The sequence below is a fragment of the Alkaliphilus peptidifermentans DSM 18978 genome, from assembly GCF_900101495.1.
Lineage (GTDB): Bacteria > Bacillota > Clostridia > Peptostreptococcales > Natronincolaceae > Alkaliphilus_C > Alkaliphilus_C peptidifermentans.
This window is the reverse complement of record NZ_FMUS01000015.1, coordinates 23,694-44,168: the sequence shown is the minus strand read 5'-3', so window position 1 is coordinate 44,168 and position 20,475 is coordinate 23,694. Positions and strand designations below refer to the sequence as shown.

Sequence of the window (20,475 nt, the reverse complement as noted above, 5' to 3'; positions counted from 1 at the left end):
ATACATATGGTAAAAGAAAAGGTACTTGATCTTGCCAATAAGATCAGTAGAACAAAACGAGGTTCAAAAACAGAAATCAAGCCTGAGCATCCAGAATACAAAATTCTGGAGCCAGTTGTTACAGAAGAAATGGCAGAAGCCGCACTTTGTCTTGAATTCAGAAAACCCATGAGTGCAGAAGAAGTTGCTGTCCAGTGTGGAAAACCAGTAGAGGAAGCAGCCAAACTCTTATGGGAATTGGCCGTTGATGGGGTTGCTTTTGTCAATAAAATTGATGGTGTTGATAAATACTGGATTGACCTTTGGGTTCCAGGCCACATGGAAATGATGGCCAACAACAAGGAAAACGTTGCCAAGTATCCTCAAATCGCCAAGGCCTTCAGTGATTACGGATTAAGAAAAGGGCCACAGGGAGCAGGCATTTTTTCTGTAGGAACAGGACCTATGCGTGTTATTCCTATCGAAACAGCCATTCAAGGAGAAACAAGAAGAGCATCCTATGAGGAGGTTTCTAAATATCTTAATGATAATACTATTTTCTCAGTTTCCGATTGTTCATGTCGTACATCAAGAGAAGCTATGGGAGAAGGCTGCGGTCATTTAAAGGAAGATATGTGTATTCAGATGGGTCACGCTGCTGAATACTATATTCGTACAGGTAGAGGTAGGGAGATTACCCGGGACGAAGCCTTTGAGATTATTAAGAAGGCTGAAGAAAATGGATTGATGCATAGTATACCTAATTTAGATGGTCCTGGAGAAACACATGCCATTTGCAATTGCTGCGGATGCTCCTGTTTTGCTGTTAGAATAGCTGGAATGTTCTTGAACAGTGATATGGTACGATCAAACTATGTTTCAAAGGTAGACGAGAATAAGTGTGTTGCTTGCGGAGAGTGTGTTGAGGTTTGTCCGGTTAATGCATTAAAGCTAGGACAGAAATTATGTACAAAAACACCAATTCTCCCGAAGAAAATAGAAGAGTTTCCATCTAATACAGAATGGGGTCCAGACAAGTGGAATGCAGATTATCGTACCAATAGGGAAAATGTGGTTGAAACTGGAACTAGTCCTTGTAAAACACAGTGTCCAGCCCACATTTCTGTTCAAGGTTATATTAAACTGGCATCTCAAGGTAGGTATAAAGAAGCACTTGAACTAATTAAGCATGAAAACCCCTTCCCAGCAGTATGTGGACGTATCTGTCCCAAAAAATGTGAATTCGATTGTACTAGAGGTGATATTGATGATCCTGTTGCTGTAGATGAAATCAAAAAATTCATCGCAGAACAAGATTTAAATATCGCTAACCGTTATGTACCAAAATTGAGACATGAATACGGTAAAAAAATTGCCATTATAGGTGGTGGTCCTTCAGGTCTCTCTTGTGCTTACTACTTAGGGATTGATGGATACAAAGTAACTGTGTTTGAAAAACAAAAAGTACTTGGGGGTATGTTGACTCTGGGAATTCCATCCTATAGATTGGAAAAAGAAGTTGTAAACGCTGAAATTGACATTTTAAGAGAATTAGGCGTTGAGTTTAAAACAGGTGTTGAAGTCGGAAGAGATATAAGTCTTAAAGAACTAAGAAGTCAAGGATATGAAGCATTCTATCTTGCAATTGGTGCTCAGGCAGGCAGAAAACTTGGTATCGAAGGGGAAGAGGCTGAAGGTGTGGTTACAGGTATTGATTTCTTAAGGGATGTAAACCTCGGTAATGATATAAAACTTGAAGGAAATGCTATTGTTATTGGTGGAGGTAACGTAGCTATTGACGTTGCAAGAACAGCTACTAGAACAGGTGCTTCAAAAGTAGATATGTTCTGTTTAGAAAGTCGTGAGGAAATGCCAGCTCTTGAAGAAGAAATTGAAGAAGCATTGTCAGAAGATATCGAAATTAACAACTCTTGGGGTCCTAAGGGTTTAATTACAGAAAATGGACACGTTGTTGCTGTAGAATTCAAAAAATGTCTTTCGGTTCTAGATGAGAATGGAAAGTTTAGCCCAGTGTTTGATGAAAACGACATTAAAATTGTTAAAACAAATAATGTACTGATTTCAGTAGGTCAAGCAATGGATTGGGGCAAATTGTTAGAAAACAGTAAAATAGAATTGAATCCTAACAAGACCATAAAGGCAGATTCCTTTACCCTTCAAACAGGAGAACCAGATGTATTTGCTGGAGGAGACTCCATGACAGGTCCAAGTTTTGCCATTGATGCCATTGCTATGGGCAAAGAAGCTGCAATTTCAATCCACAGATATGTTCAACCGGGACAGAGCTTGATTATCGGTCGTGACAGGAGAGAATATCGTGCCTTTGATAAAGAAAACTTAAATCTGGAGGGGTATGACCGTATTCCAAGACAAAAAATAGATGATGTCGATGGTGCTAAGGCTAAAGTATCCTTTAAGGATTTACGTTCTACATTTACAGAAGAGCAAGTAATAAAGGAAACAGAACGCTGTCTTGGCTGCGGCGCTACAACTGTCGATGAGTATTTGTGTATAGGCTGTGGTGCATGTACAACTAGATGTAAGTTTGAGGCTATTGGGCTTGTCAGAGAATATGATGCTGAAAGTGTACCCATTGAAAAGCTTAAACCATTAGTTGTTAAAAATATAATTAAGCGTAAAGGAAAAATTACAGTTAAAAAGGCAAAAAATTCATTAAGAAGATTATTTAACTAGTTTAATTTTAATCAAGATGAAAATGGATGGCCGGCGTCTGCTAATATGGTTCTAAGTAACTGGTGTTTAATTAGCATATAAAATATTTATCTGAAAGGAGTGTTATTTTATGTTCTTTTTCGAAGCAATTCCTTTGTATAATGCTATTGTGTGGTTGGTAGTATTGGGAATTCTAATCGGACTGAATGAGTTCGTACGATCAAGTAAATTGGTGAGTATTTCCATGTTTATGGTTTTACCAGTGATACTTACTTCCATTTGGTTGATGAGGGGCGGAAATGAAATTACATCTTGGTTTACTTGGGTTAAGGTATATTCGGCCCTTGCAGGAAGTTTAATCTATATGGTTATAAGATTTACAGATTACCACAAGAGGCATAAGTGGTACATTGTACTGGTTCCAGCCATTCTAGCAATAAACATTTTAGAAGCAGCCGTAAGGGAATTACAGGTTGGCTTAGCTGGCTTTAATGGGTTAGTTGATGGTATGTATTATATCTCTGGTGGTTGGAACTATGCCAACGCCGCCGCTGGTATCCTTAGTATGCTGCTAATCTGTGGTTGGGTTGGTATTTACGGAACTACAGGCAAGCGGAAGGATATGGTGTGGCCTGATCAGACCATTATGTATATTATAGCCTACGCAGTATGGAATATTTCATATGTATACTCATGTGCGCCGGGTAACGCCTTCTATTCAGGTGTAGCACTGAATATAGCACCAATTATTCCTGCTCTATTTTGGGCTAAAGGAACATGGATGCAAAATCGTGCACATACTTTGTCATTTTGGATGATGTGGGTAATGACCTTCCCATATTTCTTTGCAACAGGAAGTGCTTTTAACGTAAGTGTTAGCTACAATGCTGCAGCTAACTGGACTCTGGCTTTGATATCTTTAGCACTTAATGCCGGTCTTGCTATTTGGCAAGTATATCGAATTGTAAAGTATCGTTTCAACCCTTTGAAGGACGAAATTTGGACCGATTCAAAGAATACAAGAACAATTCATATAGGGAATTAGATTCCCTTCAGTCTTTTAAACTTAGACCAGTAGAGGTGAGTACATTTGCATGAATTAGGTGTAGTGATTGAAGTCGTTAAAACAGTTGAAGAGTTCTCAAAAAAAAATGGTTTAACAAAAATCGATACATTGGTTCTCCAAATTGGCGAGCTTTCATCGATGATTCCCAAATATATAGAAGCTTGTTACCCGGCTGCTGTTGATGGCACGTTATTACAAGAGACACAATTAAAAATTGAAATAATACCCGGCAATGCCATATGTCAAAAGTGCCAAAAAGTGTTTAATTTGCTTGAGAATAGCAATAAGTGTTCAAGCTGTGGAAGTGAGGACTGGGTGTTATTGTGCGGTAAAGAATTTATGATTAAAGAAGTCATTGCCTGCTAAATATTCACAAGTTAGACATTAAAGATATTATTATATTTTTAGTTTCACCTAACAACAAATCAAATATAAAAGCAACGTAGGAGAGTTTCATATGAAATCACAGAAAGAGTTTTTCAATCGTGTAGCAAACTCGTGGGATGAAATGTGCAATCATGATATGAAGAAAGTAGAATCTATTTTGGACTTAGTTGGGATACAAGAAGGAAGCAGAGTTTTAGATGTAGGTACCGGAACAGGGGTGCTTATACCTAGCCTATCTCAACGAGTCACACAATTGGGCGGGGTTAAAGCTATTGATGTAGCAGAAAAAATGATAGAAGTAGCTCAACAAAAAAATAAGTATGAAAATGTCGACTTTGAATGTGGAGATGTACTGGAAACAAACGGTGACGAGGATTGTTATGATCACATCATCTGTTATTCCATGTTTCCTCATTTTCAAAGGAAAGAAAAAGCGATTGAAAAGCTTTCTCAGAAATTAAAAGTTGGAGGAAAACTTACCATCTGCCATTCCCAAAGTAGAAAAGCCATCAACAATCTTCATAAAAGGGCAGATGATTCTGTTAAAGAAGACAATTTACCTGCAATTGAAATCGTTAGACAGTATTATATTGGTGCTGGAATGAATGTCATTAAGGAAGTAGATGATGAGGAAATGTTTGTGATTATCGGAAATAGATTCGGCTCATAACAAGAGGAAGGGTTAGATAAATTAAATCAAAAAGCTTTGAAATTAATATTTCGAAGCTTTTTTTAATGAAGACAATTCGAAAAATATTAGAAAGTTTAATATCCCATGGCTGAAAGTAGCATTTCAAAGACACATCTATGAGTAAACAGGTATAATAAATTTTCAGAAGTAGACACTAAAAGGGTTATAATTATTGTTTTTGTTTAAAACAAATAAACTAGGATAAAAAAAATAAAAAAGAGTGAAGAGGAGATAAAATGACAGAAAGGCAAGCAATAATAGAAACAGGATGGAACTTTGATAATAGCTATGCTGGTCTGCCGAAAGTATTTTTTTCAAACTTAAATCCAAGCCCTGTACCCTCACCGAGACTAATCATTCTAAACCATTCCTTGTCAGAATCTTTAGGGTTAAAGGTACAAACATTGCAGAGTAAAGAAGGTATTGATGTGTTTTCTGGTAACCAGATTCCAGAGGGTGCTCTGCCCCTGGCTCAAGCTTATGCAGGTCATCAATTCGGACATTTTACGATGCTAGGGGACGGTAGAGCGTTGCTGCTTGGTGAGCAAATTACCCCCCTTGGTAAGCGAGTTGATATTCAACTGAAGGGTTCAGGTAGAACGCCATATTCCCGTGGGGGAGATGGGCGAGCCTCACTTGGACCGATGCTGCGGGAATACATCATCAGTGAAGCGATGAATGCCCTTGGTATTCCTACCACCCGTAGTCTAGCAGTGGTGACAACCGGTGAGTCAGTTATAAGGGAAACTCATCTACCTGGTGCTATCCTCACCCGTGTGGCAGCCAGCCATTTACGTGTAGGTACCTTTCAATACGCTGCAAAATGGGGAACGGTAGATGAACTCCAAGCTTTGGCTGACTATACACTAAAGCGCCATTTTCCAGAGGTTGAAGCTGGTGAGAATCGATATCTTTCATTACTCCAGGAAGTTATTAAGGCTCAAGCCGAGCTGATAGCTAAATGGCAACTTGTGGGGTTTATACATGGTGTGATGAACACAGACAATATGACCATTAGTGGAGAAACTATAGATTATGGTCCATGTGCCTTCATGGATGCATATGATCCAGCAACAGTATTCAGTTCAATTGACCATCAAGGCCGTTATGCTTATGGTAATCAACCTAAAATAGCTGGATGGAATCTAGCGCGATTTGCAGAGACTCTATTACCGCTTTTGCATAACGATCAGGAACAGGCTGTTAAAATAGCTGAGGATGAAATTTCAAATTTTAGTAAGTTGTATCATCATAATTGGCTTAAGGGAATGAGAGGAAAACTAGGAATTATTAACGAGGAGCAACAGGATGAAGCCTTGATTGATGGTTTGCTCAGTATAATGAAGGAGTATAATGCAGATTATACAAATACCTTTAGAGCACTAACCTTTGACACTATGGAGGACACCTCCCTATTTAAAAGTGCAGAATTCTCTCAATGGCAGCAGCTGTGGCAATCTAGATTAAGTAGACAACAGGAGCCAAAAGTATCTTCACATAGGTTAATGTTGACATCAAATCCAGCTATAATCCCTCGTAATCACAGGGTAGAAGAAGCACTTGAAGCTGCAGTACAAGAAGGAGATTTAAGTGTGATGGACAGGCTTCTTGAAGTACTTAAAAGTCCATATGCCCACTCTCAACAACAGGTTGAGTACTGCCAGTTACCCCCCACCTCCACTCGTCCCTACAGGACCTTTTGCGGCACATGATTTAGAATTAGAGGGACTCTAGTTAATCCCTTAAATGTGTTGGTAATGTAGACTATAACTTATAGACCCAACATTGTTTTTGAATAAGAGAATAGTAAAAAAATAAGCCTTGAAAATTAAAAGATTACAAGGCTTATTTTTAATTAAGTAAGTTATTTAATTCATTTGGTTGGGGTTAGTTGGTTGGGGTTAGTTGGTTGTCTAGGATTATCAAACCTTGGTGAATCACACTATACTTATTTTTCATCTGAGTCTACTTTACTTTGATTTTTAGATTAAGCTATATATATATATGACATATGCTGTCATATATATGTGATATAATTATTTAGGGTGTGTAAAATGCAAATTAATAGGCTTTTTGAAATTATATATATTTTACTTGAAAGAAAGTTGGTAACCGCTAGAGAATTATCTGAGCGTTTTGAAGTATCTCAGAGGACTATTTATCGTGATATAGACTATCTTTGTGCTGCAGGCATACCTATATATACTAGTAAGGGAAAAGGAGGAGGTATTAGCCTGCTTGATAATTTCGTACTTAACAAATCTATACTTTCAGAAAAAGAACAGGTTGATATACTATCCTCACTCCAAGGTTTGAATGCTCTAAATGTCCCGGATATAGAGCCAGTGATAAAAAAATTAGCTACTATATTTAATAAAAATAATACAAGCTGGATCGATGTGGATTTTTCGTATTGGGGCAGTAATACAGTAGAAAAAGAGAAATTTAATATGCTGAAAACAGCAATTTTAAATGGCAATATTGTTACCTTTGACTATTTTAGCTCATATGGGGAAAAAACAGAGAGAACTGTTGAGCCTATGAAGATTCTCTTTAAAGGACATGGTTGGTATATTTGGGGGTTCTGTAAAATTAAAGGTGATTTTAGATTCTTTAAAATAACTCGGATGAAAAATCTTGTTAATACTAAGCAAACTTTTCAAAGAGATATACTTAAGGTTGATTGGAATAATTTCTGTGACCATGATAATAAGCTGGTAATGCTGGTTTTAAAAATTGAATCACAAATGTCTTATAGAATATATGACGAATTCCATCAAGAATGTATTGAAAAAAATGATGATGGAAGCTTTACTGTATCGGTGGCTTTTCCAGAAAGTCAATGGATGTACGGATATATATTGTCATATGGTCCTTCTGTCGAGGTTTTAGAGCCAAAATATATTAGAGAGAATATAAAAGGAATGCTTGAAGAGGGATTAAAAAAATATTTGTAATATGACATAATGTCGTCATATTATCGCTGATATAATAGGGAAAAGGTCATTCCTATGCACCTTTAATATAAAAGAAGAGGTGAAAGAAAATGCAATATATAACTGTAAATAAGAGGAATATTGATTCTGAGCATATTTGTTGTGGGTTTTCCGATAAAAAGTGCAAGGATAGCTACCAACTAAAAATACAGTGGCTTAAAAAAGAATTTGATAATGGTTATGTTTTCCGAAGGCTGAATGAACGTGCAAAAGTATTCATTGAGTATGGACCTGCTGAAATGGCGTGGGTTCCCGTAACAGCTCCAAACTACATAATGGTGAATTGTTTCTGGGTTTCAGGAAAATATAAAGGAAATGGACATGGTAAAGCTCTGTTGCAACAAGCCATTGATGATGCAACAGAACAAGGAAAGGATGGGTTAGTAACTATTGCTGGCGCAAAAAAATACCATTTTATGAGTGATGAAAAATGGTTGCTAAGACAGGGGTTTGAAGTATGTGAAACAACCCCTTCTGGATTTAGTCTAATGGTTAAATTCATAAATCTTAATGGTAAGACACCTGTTTTTAATGAGTCGGTGAAAACAGGAGAATGTATAGAAAAGACTGGCTATGTTGCCTATTACTCTAATCGCTGTCCTTATTCTGAGTATCATGTTAAAAATTCATTAATTGAGGCCACAACAAAGCGAAATTTACCCTTGAAGATAGTTAAGCTGGAAAGCATGGAACAAGCTCAATCAGCTCCTTCACCAGCCACGATTTTCAGTCTTTTTTATAAAGGGAAATTCATAACAACTGATATTAGTGTTTGTATGGATAGTCGATTTGATAAGATTATGGAAAAAAACAAGTGAAACGGGTCAAGGAAATTAAGCTGGTTTGAAAGGTGTGAATGGAATGTCATTTAAAAACCCAAATAAGTTAAAGAAAAAGAAGAATATAGTAAAGAAAGCTCCTAAGCAGGCCAAAACTACGAAAACTAAATAAAGAAGTCCATAGAGAAATCTAGCTTTCAATTTATCTATGCTAAAGAAGGAGTCAATTGAGGTTTATTTACCTTGATTGATTTTTTTTATAATATGGATAAATGAAAAGAGAAGTTAAGTATTTTATCCAAATAGTATTATAGTGTAAACTCCAGTTAATTGAATGAATAACTTGTTTCGCATCTATATTGAACATAGCTTTTCAAGTTTTTCTATTTGGTGTATTTCTATCGTTCTTTTATTAAAGGAGATAATACCCTCAAGATTCATATTTCTTAGCTCTCTTGATAAAGTTGGTCTAGATACATTTAGATGTTCAGCCCAAGATTTCTTAGAAAATTTCAATTTTATTATATTACTATTTTGTGTATTTCTCTCCACCAGTAAAAAATACGCTATTTTTGCATGAACAGAATTTAAGGAAAGAATTTCAATAATGGTATTTAGTGCCAGAACCCTATTTGAAACAGATTGTAAATATTTAAACATAATTTTTTCATCCTTAGAAAAAAGTTTCAATATGTTATTCTTATTTATCAATAGAATTCTACTGTTCTCACAAGTGGAAATAGAAGAAGGATAATAATCTATATTGGCAAATATTGATGCATCTTCAATAAGATCGTATTGGAATTTTCTATTAACCGTGACTGCTTTTCCAGAAGCAAATATTTTTTGAACGTCAACACTGCCATCTAAGATAATTCCTAGTGTATCAGAAGAATGATGAGGTGAAAATACTACTTGGTTTTTATTGTAGTATTTAATGTTATATGTAATATCAGATAATAACTGTGTTAGTTCATCTATAGATAGATGGTTAAATAGAGTACAATTACCAAGAAGTTTTATGATACTATGCATAAGGTTACCTCCTAAAAAAATATCTTGAAGTGTATCTCTGGATACTTTTCTATTATGATACTAAGGGTATAATCTACTATATAGTATAAATGAAAATGATAATCAATGTCAAACGTAAACATATTAAAGGAGGATTTTTTATGAAAAAGATTGCTATAATTTATTGGAGTGGAACTGGAAATACAGAAATGATGGCTAAAGCAATAGCAGAAGGAGCAGAAGAGAATAGTCAAGAAGTGAAGGTGTTAAGTGTAGAAAAAGCTACATTAGATGATGTGGTAACAGCTGATGCAATTGCATTAGGTTGTCCATCTATGGGGGCAGAAGTCCTTGAAGAAGAAGAAATGGAACCATTTGTAGAATCATTAGAAAAAGTTGTTTCTGAAAAACCTGTTGCATTGTTTGGCTCCTATGACTGGGGTAACGGTGAATGGATGAAGGACTGGGAAGAAAGAATTAAGAATTACGGAGCTAAATTAATTGATGAAGGGTTAATTCTACATTTAACACCAACAGATGAAGGGTTAATTAAGTGTAAGGATTTAGGAGAAAATTTAAGTAAGTTCATATAGAGTAGTAGTCAACATCCCGACCATTATTATTTTAGATTCGAGTACCAAGAGATTCTTGGCATTAAGGAAGGCTGCTGGAGGAAGGAGTATTTAGGTAATTATAATGCTTGGTAAAAATTACTTGAATATTCATTATGATTATAGTATGATAGCCTTAATAAAATATATGAAAGCTCAGGTTCTGTTAATCAATACAGATTAAAAGGGAAAGCGGTTAGAATCCGCTACAGCCCCCGCTACTGTAAGTAGGGATGCTCTCAATAATGATGCCACTGGTAAACTGGGAAGGCAATTGAAAGCAGACGAACTACAAGTCAGGAGACCTGCCTGTGCGATTGTTAATTTCCTTCGGAGGGGAGGACTGGAACTCACTTAACAGTATAGCTATGTTGATTAGTGCCCAATCCTTGAGATTGGGCATTTTTATACGTTAGTATGATATAAATACTCTCTCTTTTTTGAAAGAGGTACTTATACCGTAAAAAGTACATTAATAAAGGAGGGAAGGAGCTTTAGATTGGAGTACAAAAAAATCATAGTCATCATATTTAAATAGGTGCTACTGCTTTGTAAGGAGCAGTGCTTAAAAGGGAATCCGGTGAGATACCGGAACGGTCCCGCCACTGTATGGGAGAACAGCTTTACAAAAAGCCACTGGGCTCTATTTTAGCCTGGGAAGGGTTAAAGTTGTAATGATCCTAAGTCAGGAGACCTACCTATTTCAACAGACATACTACCTACGCGGATGGGGGAGGAATCTATATAAAACATATTATAACTTGATATGTTTGTTATTAGAAATATCAGCTAACCCCAATCGAGATTAAAAGATGGGGTTCTTTTATTTTATAGAAATATACTGATGGGAGAGAGATTTAATGAGAATAGAGCATTTGAAAAGTGTTCTCAAATACAATATGCCGGATGATTTAAGAAATAGAATAAGGGATGTTCTTAAAAATCATCATAGCAATAAAGATGAAATAGATAGCTGCCTAAAAGAAACAAGGGAGAGGAAAAGCTATACCATTCCTAGAAAAAACATACCATGGTTCCCTCAAATTAATAAAGGTAGGTGTAATAATTGCCTAATTTGTTATGAGTTTTGTCCAAAACAGGTATATGGTATTAATGAAAGGGATTCAGAAGTATATGTTAAAAATCCATATAGTTGTGTAATTGCATGTACTGGATGCGTGAAAAAATGTTTACAGGATGCAATTAATTTTCCACCTAAGAAAGATTTTGAAAAATATATTTACTATAAATAAAACAAATGGAGATGAAGAAGTGATTAAAGTATGTTCTTTATCAAAAAGCTTTAATAATAAAAATGCTGTATGTAAGCTGGATTTTTTCATAAAGAAAGGTAGTATATATGGGATATTAGGTCCCAATGGTGCAGGAAAAACCACCACTTTTAGAATGCTTGTCACTCTATTGAAGCCAGATAGTGGAACGGTAATAATTAATAATAAGGAAGTAACAAGAGATAGCAACGACATAAAAAAAATGATTGGTATGGTTTCACAACATTATAGCCTACAAAGCGAAATGACAGTATGGGAGATACTGGAACTTCATGGTAAATTGCATTCTATGAAAAGAAAAGAAAGACATGATAAGATTGATGAATTACTCCATTTTGCAAATTTACATCAAGAAAGCGATAAAATAGCAAAACAACTATCCGGTGGAATGAAAAGAAAATTAATGCTAATTAGGGCCATTATGCATAACCCAGAAATATTGTTTTTAGATGAACCAACAGTTGGTCTAGATCCTATAAGTCGTAGGAACATATGGCTTCTTCTGGAAAAATTGAAGAACCGAGGAATGACCATTATCTTAACCACTCATTATATTGAGGAAGCAGAAAAACTGTGTGACAATGTACTTTTACTAAATGGAGGTAAAAGACTAATTGAAGGAATACCTCAGGAGCTCATTGCTAATACAGGGAAATATACAGTTGAAGTTTTTGATCCCGATAACTCAGAGCATTATTTCTTTTATAGCCATAAGGATGCAGTTGAATTTTCATCTAAAATGAATAACAAGTATATTGTAAGAAAAAGCAACCTAGAGGATGTATTTATATCAATAAATAAAAAGGCAGGTGATGCAATTGGAATTTGAAGCAATTTTATGGGAAGAATGGATTGTCTTTAAGAGAAAATTTTGGAATATTACTGCCAGTGCCATGATAAGCCCACTGCTATATATGGTTGCGTTTGGTTGGGGTTTGGGAAAGGACATGTATATAAACGGACATCCATACATTAACTTCATCGTACCAGGTATTGTTGCTATGGCTACAATGAACACAAGTTATTCTGCTGTGGCAGTGTTGCTTAATATTCATAGACTGTACGATAAAACATTTGAGCAATATTTAATAGCACCTTTACCAATATACAAATACGTTTTGGGAAAAGTGCTGGCGGGCTCATTTAGAGGGATGTATGCTGGATTTATAATACTTACCATTGCTTTTTTAGCGGGGGTAAAAATTAAAGTAACCTTTATATTTGTATTTATAATGTTTCTTAACGGACTTGCCTTTGCATCTTTAGGTTTTTATGCTGCATTGGTGGTGGATTCCCATGCCGATATGAATAGATTCAGTACGTATGTTCTCCTGCCCATGACTTTTTTATGCGGGACATTTTTCTCACTAGAAAATATGCCGCCAACCATTCAAAAGGTAATTTATCTGCTTCCATTAACCCATGCCAGTAGAGGACTTAGAAGTATAGCTTTAGAAACCCCTTTCAATTGGGTCAATATCCTTGTATTGTCAGTTTTTTTTACACTTCTATTTTCTCTGGCTATAAGACAATGTTATAAGGTTACGGCATAACCGGTTGGTAGTCTTTACACAGGTGATAAAACTCTTCATGATCAAATGTGTCGAAAAAGCTCCATTCTGGATAAAGTAGCTTACAATCATTTTCCAAAGTAAAGGGAGAAATGGCAATGTCAGGATGAACAGGGATAATATCTCCTGAATTTCTAAGTTGTTGCTGAAGATTCATTCCTAGTATGGTGTCTAAAAACAATTGCAGATCCTTATTATTCACTCTATTTTTGACTGCAACATAGGATGGTATAGCTACGGCCCCTTCCAGCGGCCAGCAGGCTTTTAGACCCTGAATACCTCTGCGTAGGGCAAAAATAGTAGGAACTATAGCCACAGGAACCTGTCCCGTAATAACCCTCTGAAAAGCCTGGGCCGGCATAGAGGTTATGAGTGATCCTGAAAGGAATTTTTTTGCTGCATCACTTCCATACAAATACCATAGAGACTTAATGAGAGAGCGACCAGCAGAATTATTTACCCCTCCAAAGGCGTATCGATGCTTAAAGGAAGGATGAAGTAAATCTTTTAGACTTGCAGGCATTTCCGATTCCTTTACTAGGTTTGTGTTGATGACCATTACTAGTGGAATAACAATAAATGGATGAAAAAAACGGTTGGGGTCTGGAATAGTTGTATTCATTATGGTTTCTCTAATTCTAAATAGGGAATTGGTTTGTTGAAAATCACTTTTAAAGTCCTTTGCCATAGCCCTATCTTGAAAAACATCTAAATCAGTCGAGACTATAATATCACCTTTAATTCCACCTTCCCTTACATCCGCTTTAATCTTTTCTGTCATCGAATAGGGTTTTCCTAAACCATAATACTCAAAGGTAAATGGGAAATAATTATATTTATTGCTTTGCTGTTTGATAAAAGTTTCTTCCATGGCACTTAACAGGCATATATTGTTCCAATATATTTTATATTCCAATATAATTCACTCCCTTTATTGATTCTCCGTTACGAATAAGTTTACGCATAGTTTCCATTGCGTCATGAGTATTAGTTAGCTTATTTAATAAAAGTTTCTCTTCATTTGTACGTTCAATAATATGGCATATTCCCCCATGCTTTAATACAATTCGTTTGTTACCGTATAAAGCTAATAATGGATCATGGGTAACAACTAATACAATTTTTTCTTGGCCAATCAATAAAGACATGGCTTTAATCCTATCAATCCCAGCATTTTCTACTTCATCAATCAAAATCACAGGAGCTTTACTATTAAGGGCGACATCGGCAATCATTAATGCTCTTGATTGTCCGCCACTAAGTCTAGTTAATAGCTGAAAGGGCTGAATCTCTTCGCCTGCCAACATGTTGGCAGTAGCAAGAAGTTTATCTGGAGATCCTTCTAAGTTATTATGGCCCTGCAGACTATTTCTAAGTTTTAAAAATTCCACCACAGGCATATCCAAGATATAATTCATATTTTGTGATAAGTGGGCTATAAATTGACTTCTATATCCTTGATGGAAGGAATCATCAGGGATAACTCCATCTATAAGTATGGTACGTTTTGTAATACCTTCTCCATTATTAAGGGATTCGATATCCTCTATCAATTGAGTTTTTCCTGAGCCTGTTTTTCCTACAATGGTATATATATTACCTTTCTCAAGTACTAAAGATTTAACAGACTCTTTTCCACCATGTTTATCGTAACCACCTAGAATTTCTAGTTTTTTTAACATAACTATTCCTCAACTTCCTCTTCGAAAATTATTCGATTAATTATTCCTTGCTGATAGTTTCGTCCTATACGTATTTCACCAACACAATATGAACAATTGGCAGCAGGCATAGAATAACGAAGCTGATCCTCTTCTAAACTGTCTACCGATTGACCTTTGTTTAAAATATACTTAGCCAAACGTTGTACTCCAAATCCAGAAAGCCCATTTACCTCTATGATAAAAGCTTCGGGATTTAACAGAGATAGGTGATGGGTTAGGACTTCTCTTTCTGCTTGAGATACTAAATCAAATTTTGCAAGCACCAAAATATCCGCTGTTGAAACAAGAGGGCCTAATTTCTCAGGTCCCTTAATACTGCCCATAGAATCTATAACACATATATTTAGTGCTCGATTTATGAATGGTGCACATCGGTTGCATAAACCGGCAGTCTCCATGAATAGATGAGTGGCTTTTTGGGTTTTACCCCATTCAAAAATATCTATAATGTTTGTTGCTAGAAAATGATCAGGGCAGATATTTAGGCTTAAACCTTGAATAACAGGAATATTTAAAGATTTATAGTCTTCTTTATCGTTGCTTTGAATACAATCAATTTTACAGACAGCAGGATAATGTTGTTGCAATTGAAGATAACGAATTACATGCTTTAAAACACCAGTTTTCCCGGAAGCGGGGGCTCCTCCGACTATGATTGTAATCATAAAATTCCTCCTCTTATATTAAGAATGAAAATCATTATTGATTATCTAGCTGTATTATAATACAATCAAACCAAAATGAATGTATTATTTAAGACAGTTATTTTTATTTTAAAACTGATTGTGTTTTTTATAAGGGGGAAGGAATTTGTATAACTTATTAAAGGTGTGTCCATTATTTCAACATTTGAGTATTGAGGAATATAATCTACTTATGAAGAATGTTAAATGTAGAACACTGACCTTTAGTAAAGGTCAGTATATAGAAAATTTCAATAGTGAAATAGGTATAGTTCTGAAGGGTAAAATAGAAGTCCAGAAAAATCTTTTAGCAGGAAAAAAAATCATCATGAATAAGCTGAAGGCAGGTAATATATTCGGAATTGCCTACATTTTTCATGATAATCCCAATAATGTTACCTCTTTACTGGCTGTAAATGAAGCAACTATTTTTTTTATTAAAGAAAATGATTTATTTAGATTGTTTCAAGCAGACCACATACTATTAAAAAAGTATCTATACTATGTTAGTCAAAGAATTTATTTTCTAAATCAACGAGTTGAGTGTTTTACCCATGAGAAAATAAGAGACAGGGTTATTGAATTTGTTGAGCAGCTAAAGGTTCAGCAAAATAATCAAACTCAAGTGAAACTTTTACTTACTAAATGTGAGTTGGCTGATTATTTAGGTATAAGTAGACCTTCTTTATATCGGATACTAAAGGAATTAGAGGAGGAGAAGTATTTTAAGATTCAAGGTATTAATATACTATTCTAGTGAAGTTGACAAAAAAAGCATAAGGGAAATATCATGAGAAGGATTAAGTCATAGAGAAGGATCTTTCTTAAAAAAAATAATAAATATAAAAAAGTGTATCGTGAGATACTTTTTTCTTGCTAATTAAATTGTATAATCTCTCTATAGAATAAATGATAATGATTATCAAATTCAATTTGTTTTCGATAAAGGAGAGGTTGGATTTTGCTTAGTTTAGGAATAGATATTGGTTATTCTTCTATAAAATTCGTATTAATAAATGAAGAATTGAAAGTGCTTGATAGTGCTTATATTTTACATAAAGGAAGAACCAAGGAAGAGATACATCAATATGTAAAGCAATTAATTGATAAATATGGATGTGAAAAAATAATCTATGGAGCTGCCACAGGTCAGGGAAGTAAATTTATATCAGAAAAAAAAGTTATTTCTTGGATTAACGAAGTGACTTCGTTGGTGGAAGGAAGTTGGAATCTAAATAAAGATATTAGCTCTGTTATAGAAATAGGAGGACAAAGTTCAAAATATATAACCAATATGAGTAAGTCAGATAATACAAGCATTAAGATATCCATTAACTCAAACTGCTCTGCTGGGACAGGATCATTCATAGAAGAACAGGTATCGAGGCTAGGTATTAAACTGGAAGAATACTCAATGCATGCTGAAAAAGCTACTTTTATACCAAGGATAGCAGGCAGATGCAGTGTATTTGCTAAAACAGATATTATACACCATCAGCAGGAGGGGACAGATTCGAAGGATATATTACTAGGGCTTGCTTATGCACTGGTTAAGAATTATAGAGCAAATGTAGTAAAGAGAAATCCTATTAAAAAGCCAATATTAATTACAGGAGGCGTTGCCTACAACAATGCAATTGTAAAAGCATTAAAAGACGTTCTTAATATTAAAGATGATGAAGCAATAGTACCTGATGATTGTGGTAACATAGCCGCTTTAGGGGCAGCAATTATAGGGATTAAAGATAAATTACCAATTGATTTATCAAAATTAAGAACTATAGTTTTAGAAACAGAAAGTATAGTGAATCCAACAGAAGATTTAGTTATCTTTCCAACATTAGCGCAGTATGGTAAAAATGATAGCATTAATAAGCACAACTGCAAAGCTATTGATTTGCAATCCCAGGTAAGTGGTTATATAGGTCTTGATATTGGTTCCACCAGCACCAATGTCCTGTTGATGGATCAAGATAATTGTGTAATTGCTTTTAAGTATTTAAGGACCTTAGGAGATCCTATTGATGCTGTGAGAAGAGGATTGTTGGAAATAGAAAAGGATATTGGAAAAGATATAAAAGTTTTGGGAGTAGGTGCTACTGGTTCAGGACGATATATGGCAGGTAACTTTGTAGGGGCAGATGTAATTATAGATGAAATAACTGCTCAAGCAAAAGCAGCTCATACAATAGACAAAGAAGTTGATACAATAATAGAAATCGGTGGGCAAGATTCTAAATTCATAAAACTAGAAAATGGAGTTGTTTCAGATTTTGAAATGAATAAAATCTGTGCTGCTGGGACGGGATCATTTATAGAGGAACAAGCCAATAAACTCAATATACCTATAGATGAATTTGGTAATTTGGCTATGGAATCAGAAAATCCTATAGATTTAGGTGATCGATGTACTGTATTTATTGAAACAAATATTGCCGCCAGTCTTAGTAATGAAGCAAAGATCAAAGATATAGCAGCAGGTTTATCCTATTCAATTGTTAAGAATTATTTAAACAAAGTGGTAGGGAAAAAAGAAATTGGAAGGAAGGTTTTTTTTCAAGGTGGAGTAGCTTATAATCAGGCTGTTGTAAATGCTTTTAGGACTATAATAGGAGATAAAGTGGAAATACCAGAGTTTTTCAGTGTAACGGGAGCCTACGGTGCTGCAATTTTAGCTAAGGATGAAATGAAAGGTACTGCTTCACTATTCAAAGGCTTTAATTTAGAAGAAAATCATGATTGTAAAAAACTTAAAGATAAGAAAGAAAACAAGAAAACAAAGGTATTTGAAGAAACAGAAAGATATTATATGGAAGGGTATGAGGAAAAATTAGACAATACAAAGAAAACAATAGGAATTCCTCGAGTGCTTTTCCTACATAAACTATTTCCTTTGTTTAATACTTTTTTCAGGGAGTTAGGATTCAATGTAATTCTGTCAGATAACAGTAGTTACAAAACTGTAGAATTAAGCCAAGAATTTTCAATGGAGGAAACCTGCTACCCTATTAAGCTTATCAATGGTCATGTGGCACAGCTGATAGATATGAAGGTTGACTATATTTTTTTACCTAGCCTTTATACGATGTCCCATCCAATATCAACCACAAGACAAAACTACGGATGTGTATATATGCAGTGCTTCCCAAAGCTTATTAATAAAACTATGGAGTTAGATAGTAGAGGTATAGAATTATTGTCTCCAGAGCTTTCCTTCGAGTTTGGGAAGCAGTATATGATGGAAACCTTAATGAAGCTTGGTTAGAAATTGGGAAAAAATCCAGTTGGGATTGCCCTAGCTCTAACAAAGGGAATGAAGAGATTAAAAGCTTTTGAATTGAAAGTTGAGAAATTAGGAGAAGAAACAATAAAAAGTTTGAGGAAAGATGAAAAAGCCTTTGTAATTGTAACTAGAGCCTACGGTATAAGTGATCCCATATTAAATATGGGTATTCCAGAAAAGCTAGAAAAATTAGGCTATAAGGTTTTAACACTATCTAATTTACCAGCCCATGATCATGATACTTCAAAGGAACACCCCAACATGTATTGGCCATTTGGACAGCACATATTATCTGGAGCACAAATTATTAAACAACATCCAAATTTATATCCAATATATATAACAAATCATGGCTGTGGACCAGATACTGTTTTGGCCCACTATTTTAAAGAAGAAATGAAGGGTAAGCCCTATTTAAATATAGAAGTGGACGAACATTTTTCTAGTGTAGGTGTGTTAACTAGAGTAGAAGCCTTTGTAAATAGTTTGAAATCAGAAGAGGTTAAACGGAATAAAGTTTTATCCCTGAAGCAGTACTCAGATTTAGTAATTCATCAAGCTACAAATGTTAAATCAAAGCTAAATGAAATAGATAAAACAACAGTTCTATATTTACCTCATTTATATCCATACTCCGATATAATAGCTTGCTACTTACAGAGCAAAGGCTATGAGGTTCAGGTACTACCCATGACTAGCAAAAAGACTTTAGATGTAGGACGAAAATTTACATTGTCAAAGGAGTATATTTCCTTTACAGGACTAGTAGGAGATGTGTTAAGCAAAGCAACAGAATTAGAGAAATCAAACAAAAAATACGGATTTATAATTCCTACAACTGAGGGGTCAGAGGTGGGAGGTCAATACTATAGATTAATTAGAGATAAACTGGATGAAGAAAATCTGCAGAATGCAGCAATAGTAGCTCCTTTCATGGAGGATGTTATAAAGGATAGTACTTTTGCTGAAGATTTATTTTTAATGCTGTTAGCTGGAGATTTAATAAATCTTGCACCACGAAATAAAAGAAAAAAATATCTTGATAGAATTTATGGTCATGTGGTGAAAAATGAATTGGTGATAGATAGTTTAAAAGATATCGCAAAGGAAATTTGTAAATGCAAGGAAAAGCTAAACAATTCAAAGAAAATTTTTGTTGTAGGGGAAGTAAATGTTCTGTTTAATGATTTTATGAATAATAATACCTTCAAAACTATGGAAGAACAAGGGATACAATTATTGTACGCACCCCTTAGTGAATATATGTGGCTTATGTGGAGAGAATTTTTATCGCAAAAAAGTAATCGAAAAGAAACTTCAGCCTTTAATGAGTTATGTAAATTTGCATCCTACATGAAATCTATATCTAAAATATTAGTAAGAGAGAGCACCTTTGAAAAGATCATTGAAGATCTTGTGACAAAATCAGATGAAGGCTTAGGACTCTATTCAGGAGGGAATGGTAGATATAGATATGCTAAAACCCAAGGCCAACCAAGCTATGCACATGGAGTGATAACAGTTTCTTCTATGTATGAAAATACTAATACTATTTTAAATATACTATCTCAAGATGCAGATAAAGCTTCACAAGTACCAGTATTAAATATGACCTTTGATGGAAATGTGAATGAGATTGATAAATCTAAAATAGATTCCTTTATCTATTATGCACTTAAAGAATAGTTAGGAATCAACCAATAAA

Annotated in this window: 16 protein-coding genes, 1 pseudogene and 2 riboswitches; of the genes and pseudogenes, 13 read left to right on the top strand and 4 right to left on the bottom strand. The window is 34.9% G+C overall.

Annotated features, from left to right (window positions below):
* The first annotated feature begins 6 nt into the window (after nt 1-6).
* The 7 genes from BLP68_RS11685 to BLP68_RS11655 all read left to right on the top strand — a co-directional run bounded on the left by BLP68_RS11685 (nt 7) and on the right by BLP68_RS11655 (nt 8,631).
* Nucleotides 7-2,694, top strand: a complete 2,688-nt coding sequence (locus tag BLP68_RS11685) for an FAD-dependent oxidoreductase (protein ID WP_091543688.1) — start codon at nt 7-9, stop codon at nt 2,692-2,694.
* Between the two features lie 109 nt (nt 2,695-2,803).
* On the top strand, nt 2,804-3,718 hold the full coding sequence (locus BLP68_RS11680) for a DUF5692 family protein (RefSeq protein WP_091543685.1): 915 nt from the start codon (nt 2,804-2,806) through the stop codon (nt 3,716-3,718).
* Nucleotides 3,719-3,763: 45 nt separating this feature from the next.
* Entirely contained in the window at nt 3,764-4,105 is a 342-nt protein-coding gene (locus BLP68_RS11675; protein ID WP_091543682.1) for a hydrogenase maturation nickel metallochaperone HypA/HybF, read from the top strand.
* A gap of 91 nt (nt 4,106-4,196) precedes the next feature.
* Nucleotides 4,197-4,796 (top strand): class I SAM-dependent methyltransferase, encoded by a 600-nt coding sequence (locus BLP68_RS11670; protein ID WP_091543681.1) that lies wholly within the window; start codon nt 4,197-4,199, stop codon nt 4,794-4,796.
* Nucleotides 4,797-5,053: 257 nt separating this feature from the next.
* Nucleotides 5,054-6,529 (top strand): protein adenylyltransferase SelO, encoded by a 1,476-nt coding sequence (locus tag BLP68_RS11665; RefSeq protein ID WP_091543679.1) that lies wholly within the window; start codon nt 5,054-5,056, stop codon nt 6,527-6,529.
* A 342-nt stretch (nt 6,530-6,871) separates the two neighbouring features.
* Nucleotides 6,872-7,774: a helix-turn-helix transcriptional regulator gene (locus BLP68_RS11660; protein WP_091543676.1), complete on the top strand. Its 903-nt coding sequence runs from the start codon at nt 6,872-6,874 to the stop codon at nt 7,772-7,774.
* A gap of 89 nt (nt 7,775-7,863) precedes the next feature.
* Entirely contained in the window at nt 7,864-8,631 is a 768-nt protein-coding gene (locus tag BLP68_RS11655; protein ID WP_091543673.1) for an N-acetyltransferase, read from the top strand.
* A gap of 315 nt (nt 8,632-8,946) precedes the next feature.
* Here BLP68_RS11655 and BLP68_RS11650 read toward each other — a convergent pair whose 3' ends face one another.
* Nucleotides 8,947-9,627: a Crp/Fnr family transcriptional regulator gene (locus tag BLP68_RS11650; protein WP_091543670.1), complete on the bottom strand. Its 681-nt coding sequence runs from the start codon at nt 9,625-9,627 to the stop codon at nt 8,947-8,949.
* Nucleotides 9,628-9,767: 140 nt separating this feature from the next.
* Between BLP68_RS11650 and BLP68_RS11645 the strand changes: the two genes are divergently transcribed.
* From BLP68_RS11645 to BLP68_RS11630, 4 genes are all read left to right on the top strand, one after another.
* Nucleotides 9,768-10,199 carry a flavodoxin gene (locus BLP68_RS11645; RefSeq protein WP_091543667.1) on the top strand — a complete coding sequence of 144 codons (432 nt, stop codon included), beginning with the start codon at nt 9,768-9,770 and terminating at the stop codon, nt 10,197-10,199.
* Between the two features lie 159 nt (nt 10,200-10,358).
* Nucleotides 10,359-10,544, top strand: a riboswitch (cobalamin riboswitch).
* 192 nt (nt 10,545-10,736) lie between these two features.
* A riboswitch (cobalamin riboswitch) is annotated at nt 10,737-10,933 on the top strand.
* A 144-nt stretch (nt 10,934-11,077) separates the two neighbouring features.
* Nucleotides 11,078-11,470, top strand: a complete 393-nt coding sequence (locus BLP68_RS11640) for a 4Fe-4S dicluster domain-containing protein (protein WP_207647914.1) — start codon at nt 11,078-11,080, stop codon at nt 11,468-11,470.
* A gap of 19 nt (nt 11,471-11,489) precedes the next feature.
* Entirely contained in the window at nt 11,490-12,338 is an 849-nt protein-coding gene (locus tag BLP68_RS11635) for an ABC transporter ATP-binding protein (protein WP_242876969.1), read from the top strand.
* Nucleotides 12,328-13,062: an ABC transporter permease gene (locus BLP68_RS11630; protein WP_091543813.1), complete on the top strand. Its 735-nt coding sequence runs from the start codon at nt 12,328-12,330 to the stop codon at nt 13,060-13,062. The genes BLP68_RS11635 and BLP68_RS11630 overlap by 11 nt, the downstream gene beginning before the upstream one ends.
* Here the strand turns inward: BLP68_RS11630 and BLP68_RS11625 are convergent.
* From BLP68_RS11625 to BLP68_RS11615, 3 genes are read right to left on the bottom strand one after another with little or no spacing between them, the layout of a single operon-like run.
* Entirely contained in the window at nt 13,052-13,996 is a 945-nt protein-coding gene (locus tag BLP68_RS11625) for an ABC transporter substrate-binding protein (protein ID WP_091543662.1), read from the bottom strand. The genes BLP68_RS11630 and BLP68_RS11625 overlap by 11 nt on opposite strands.
* Complete coding sequence (locus tag BLP68_RS11620) at nt 13,986-14,762, bottom strand: ATP-binding cassette domain-containing protein (RefSeq protein WP_091543659.1); 777 nt, start codon at nt 14,760-14,762, stop codon at nt 13,986-13,988. Before BLP68_RS11620 ends, BLP68_RS11625 begins: the two co-directional genes overlap by 11 nt.
* Before the next feature lie 2 nt (nt 14,763-14,764).
* Nucleotides 14,765-15,469: a GTP-binding protein gene (locus BLP68_RS11615; protein ID WP_091543657.1), complete on the bottom strand. Its 705-nt coding sequence runs from the start codon at nt 15,467-15,469 to the stop codon at nt 14,765-14,767.
* A 145-nt stretch (nt 15,470-15,614) separates the two neighbouring features.
* Here BLP68_RS11615 and BLP68_RS11610 point away from each other — a divergent pair, with 145 nt between their 5' ends.
* Together BLP68_RS11610 and BLP68_RS11605 are read left to right on the top strand one after the other, a co-directional pair.
* Nucleotides 15,615-16,244 carry a Crp/Fnr family transcriptional regulator gene (locus tag BLP68_RS11610; RefSeq protein ID WP_091543654.1) on the top strand — a complete coding sequence of 210 codons (630 nt, stop codon included), beginning with the start codon at nt 15,615-15,617 and terminating at the stop codon, nt 16,242-16,244.
* 204 nt (nt 16,245-16,448) lie between these two features.
* Nucleotides 16,449-20,456, top strand: a pseudogene (locus BLP68_RS11605) (acyl-CoA dehydratase activase).
* The last annotated feature ends 19 nt before the right edge of the window (nt 20,457-20,475 follow it).

Excerpts from the sequence above, each read along its gene's own strand:
- BLP68_RS11685 (WP_091543688.1), top strand. The coding sequence starts at position 7 with ATGGTAAAAGAAAAGGTACTTGATCTTGCCAATAAGATCAGTAGAACA.
- BLP68_RS11680 (WP_091543685.1), top strand. The coding sequence starts at position 2,804 with ATGTTCTTTTTCGAAGCAATTCCTTTGTATAATGCTATTGTGTGGTTG.
- BLP68_RS11670 (WP_091543681.1), top strand. The coding sequence starts at position 4,197 with ATGAAATCACAGAAAGAGTTTTTCAATCGTGTAGCAAACTCGTGGGAT.
- BLP68_RS11665 (WP_091543679.1), top strand. The coding sequence starts at position 5,054 with ATGACAGAAAGGCAAGCAATAATAGAAACAGGATGGAACTTTGATAAT.
- BLP68_RS11660 (WP_091543676.1), top strand. The coding sequence starts at position 6,872 with ATGCAAATTAATAGGCTTTTTGAAATTATATATATTTTACTTGAAAGA.
- BLP68_RS11655 (WP_091543673.1), top strand. The coding sequence starts at position 7,864 with ATGCAATATATAACTGTAAATAAGAGGAATATTGATTCTGAGCATATT.
- BLP68_RS11650 (WP_091543670.1), bottom strand. The coding sequence starts at position 9,627 with ATGCATAGTATCATAAAACTTCTTGGTAATTGTACTCTATTTAACCAT.
- BLP68_RS11645 (WP_091543667.1), top strand. The coding sequence starts at position 9,768 with ATGAAAAAGATTGCTATAATTTATTGGAGTGGAACTGGAAATACAGAA.
- BLP68_RS11640 (WP_207647914.1), top strand. The coding sequence starts at position 11,078 with ATGAGAATAGAGCATTTGAAAAGTGTTCTCAAATACAATATGCCGGAT.
- BLP68_RS11620 (WP_091543659.1), bottom strand. The coding sequence starts at position 14,762 with ATGTTAAAAAAACTAGAAATTCTAGGTGGTTACGATAAACATGGTGGA.
- BLP68_RS11615 (WP_091543657.1), bottom strand. The coding sequence starts at position 15,469 with ATGATTACAATCATAGTCGGAGGAGCCCCCGCTTCCGGGAAAACTGGT.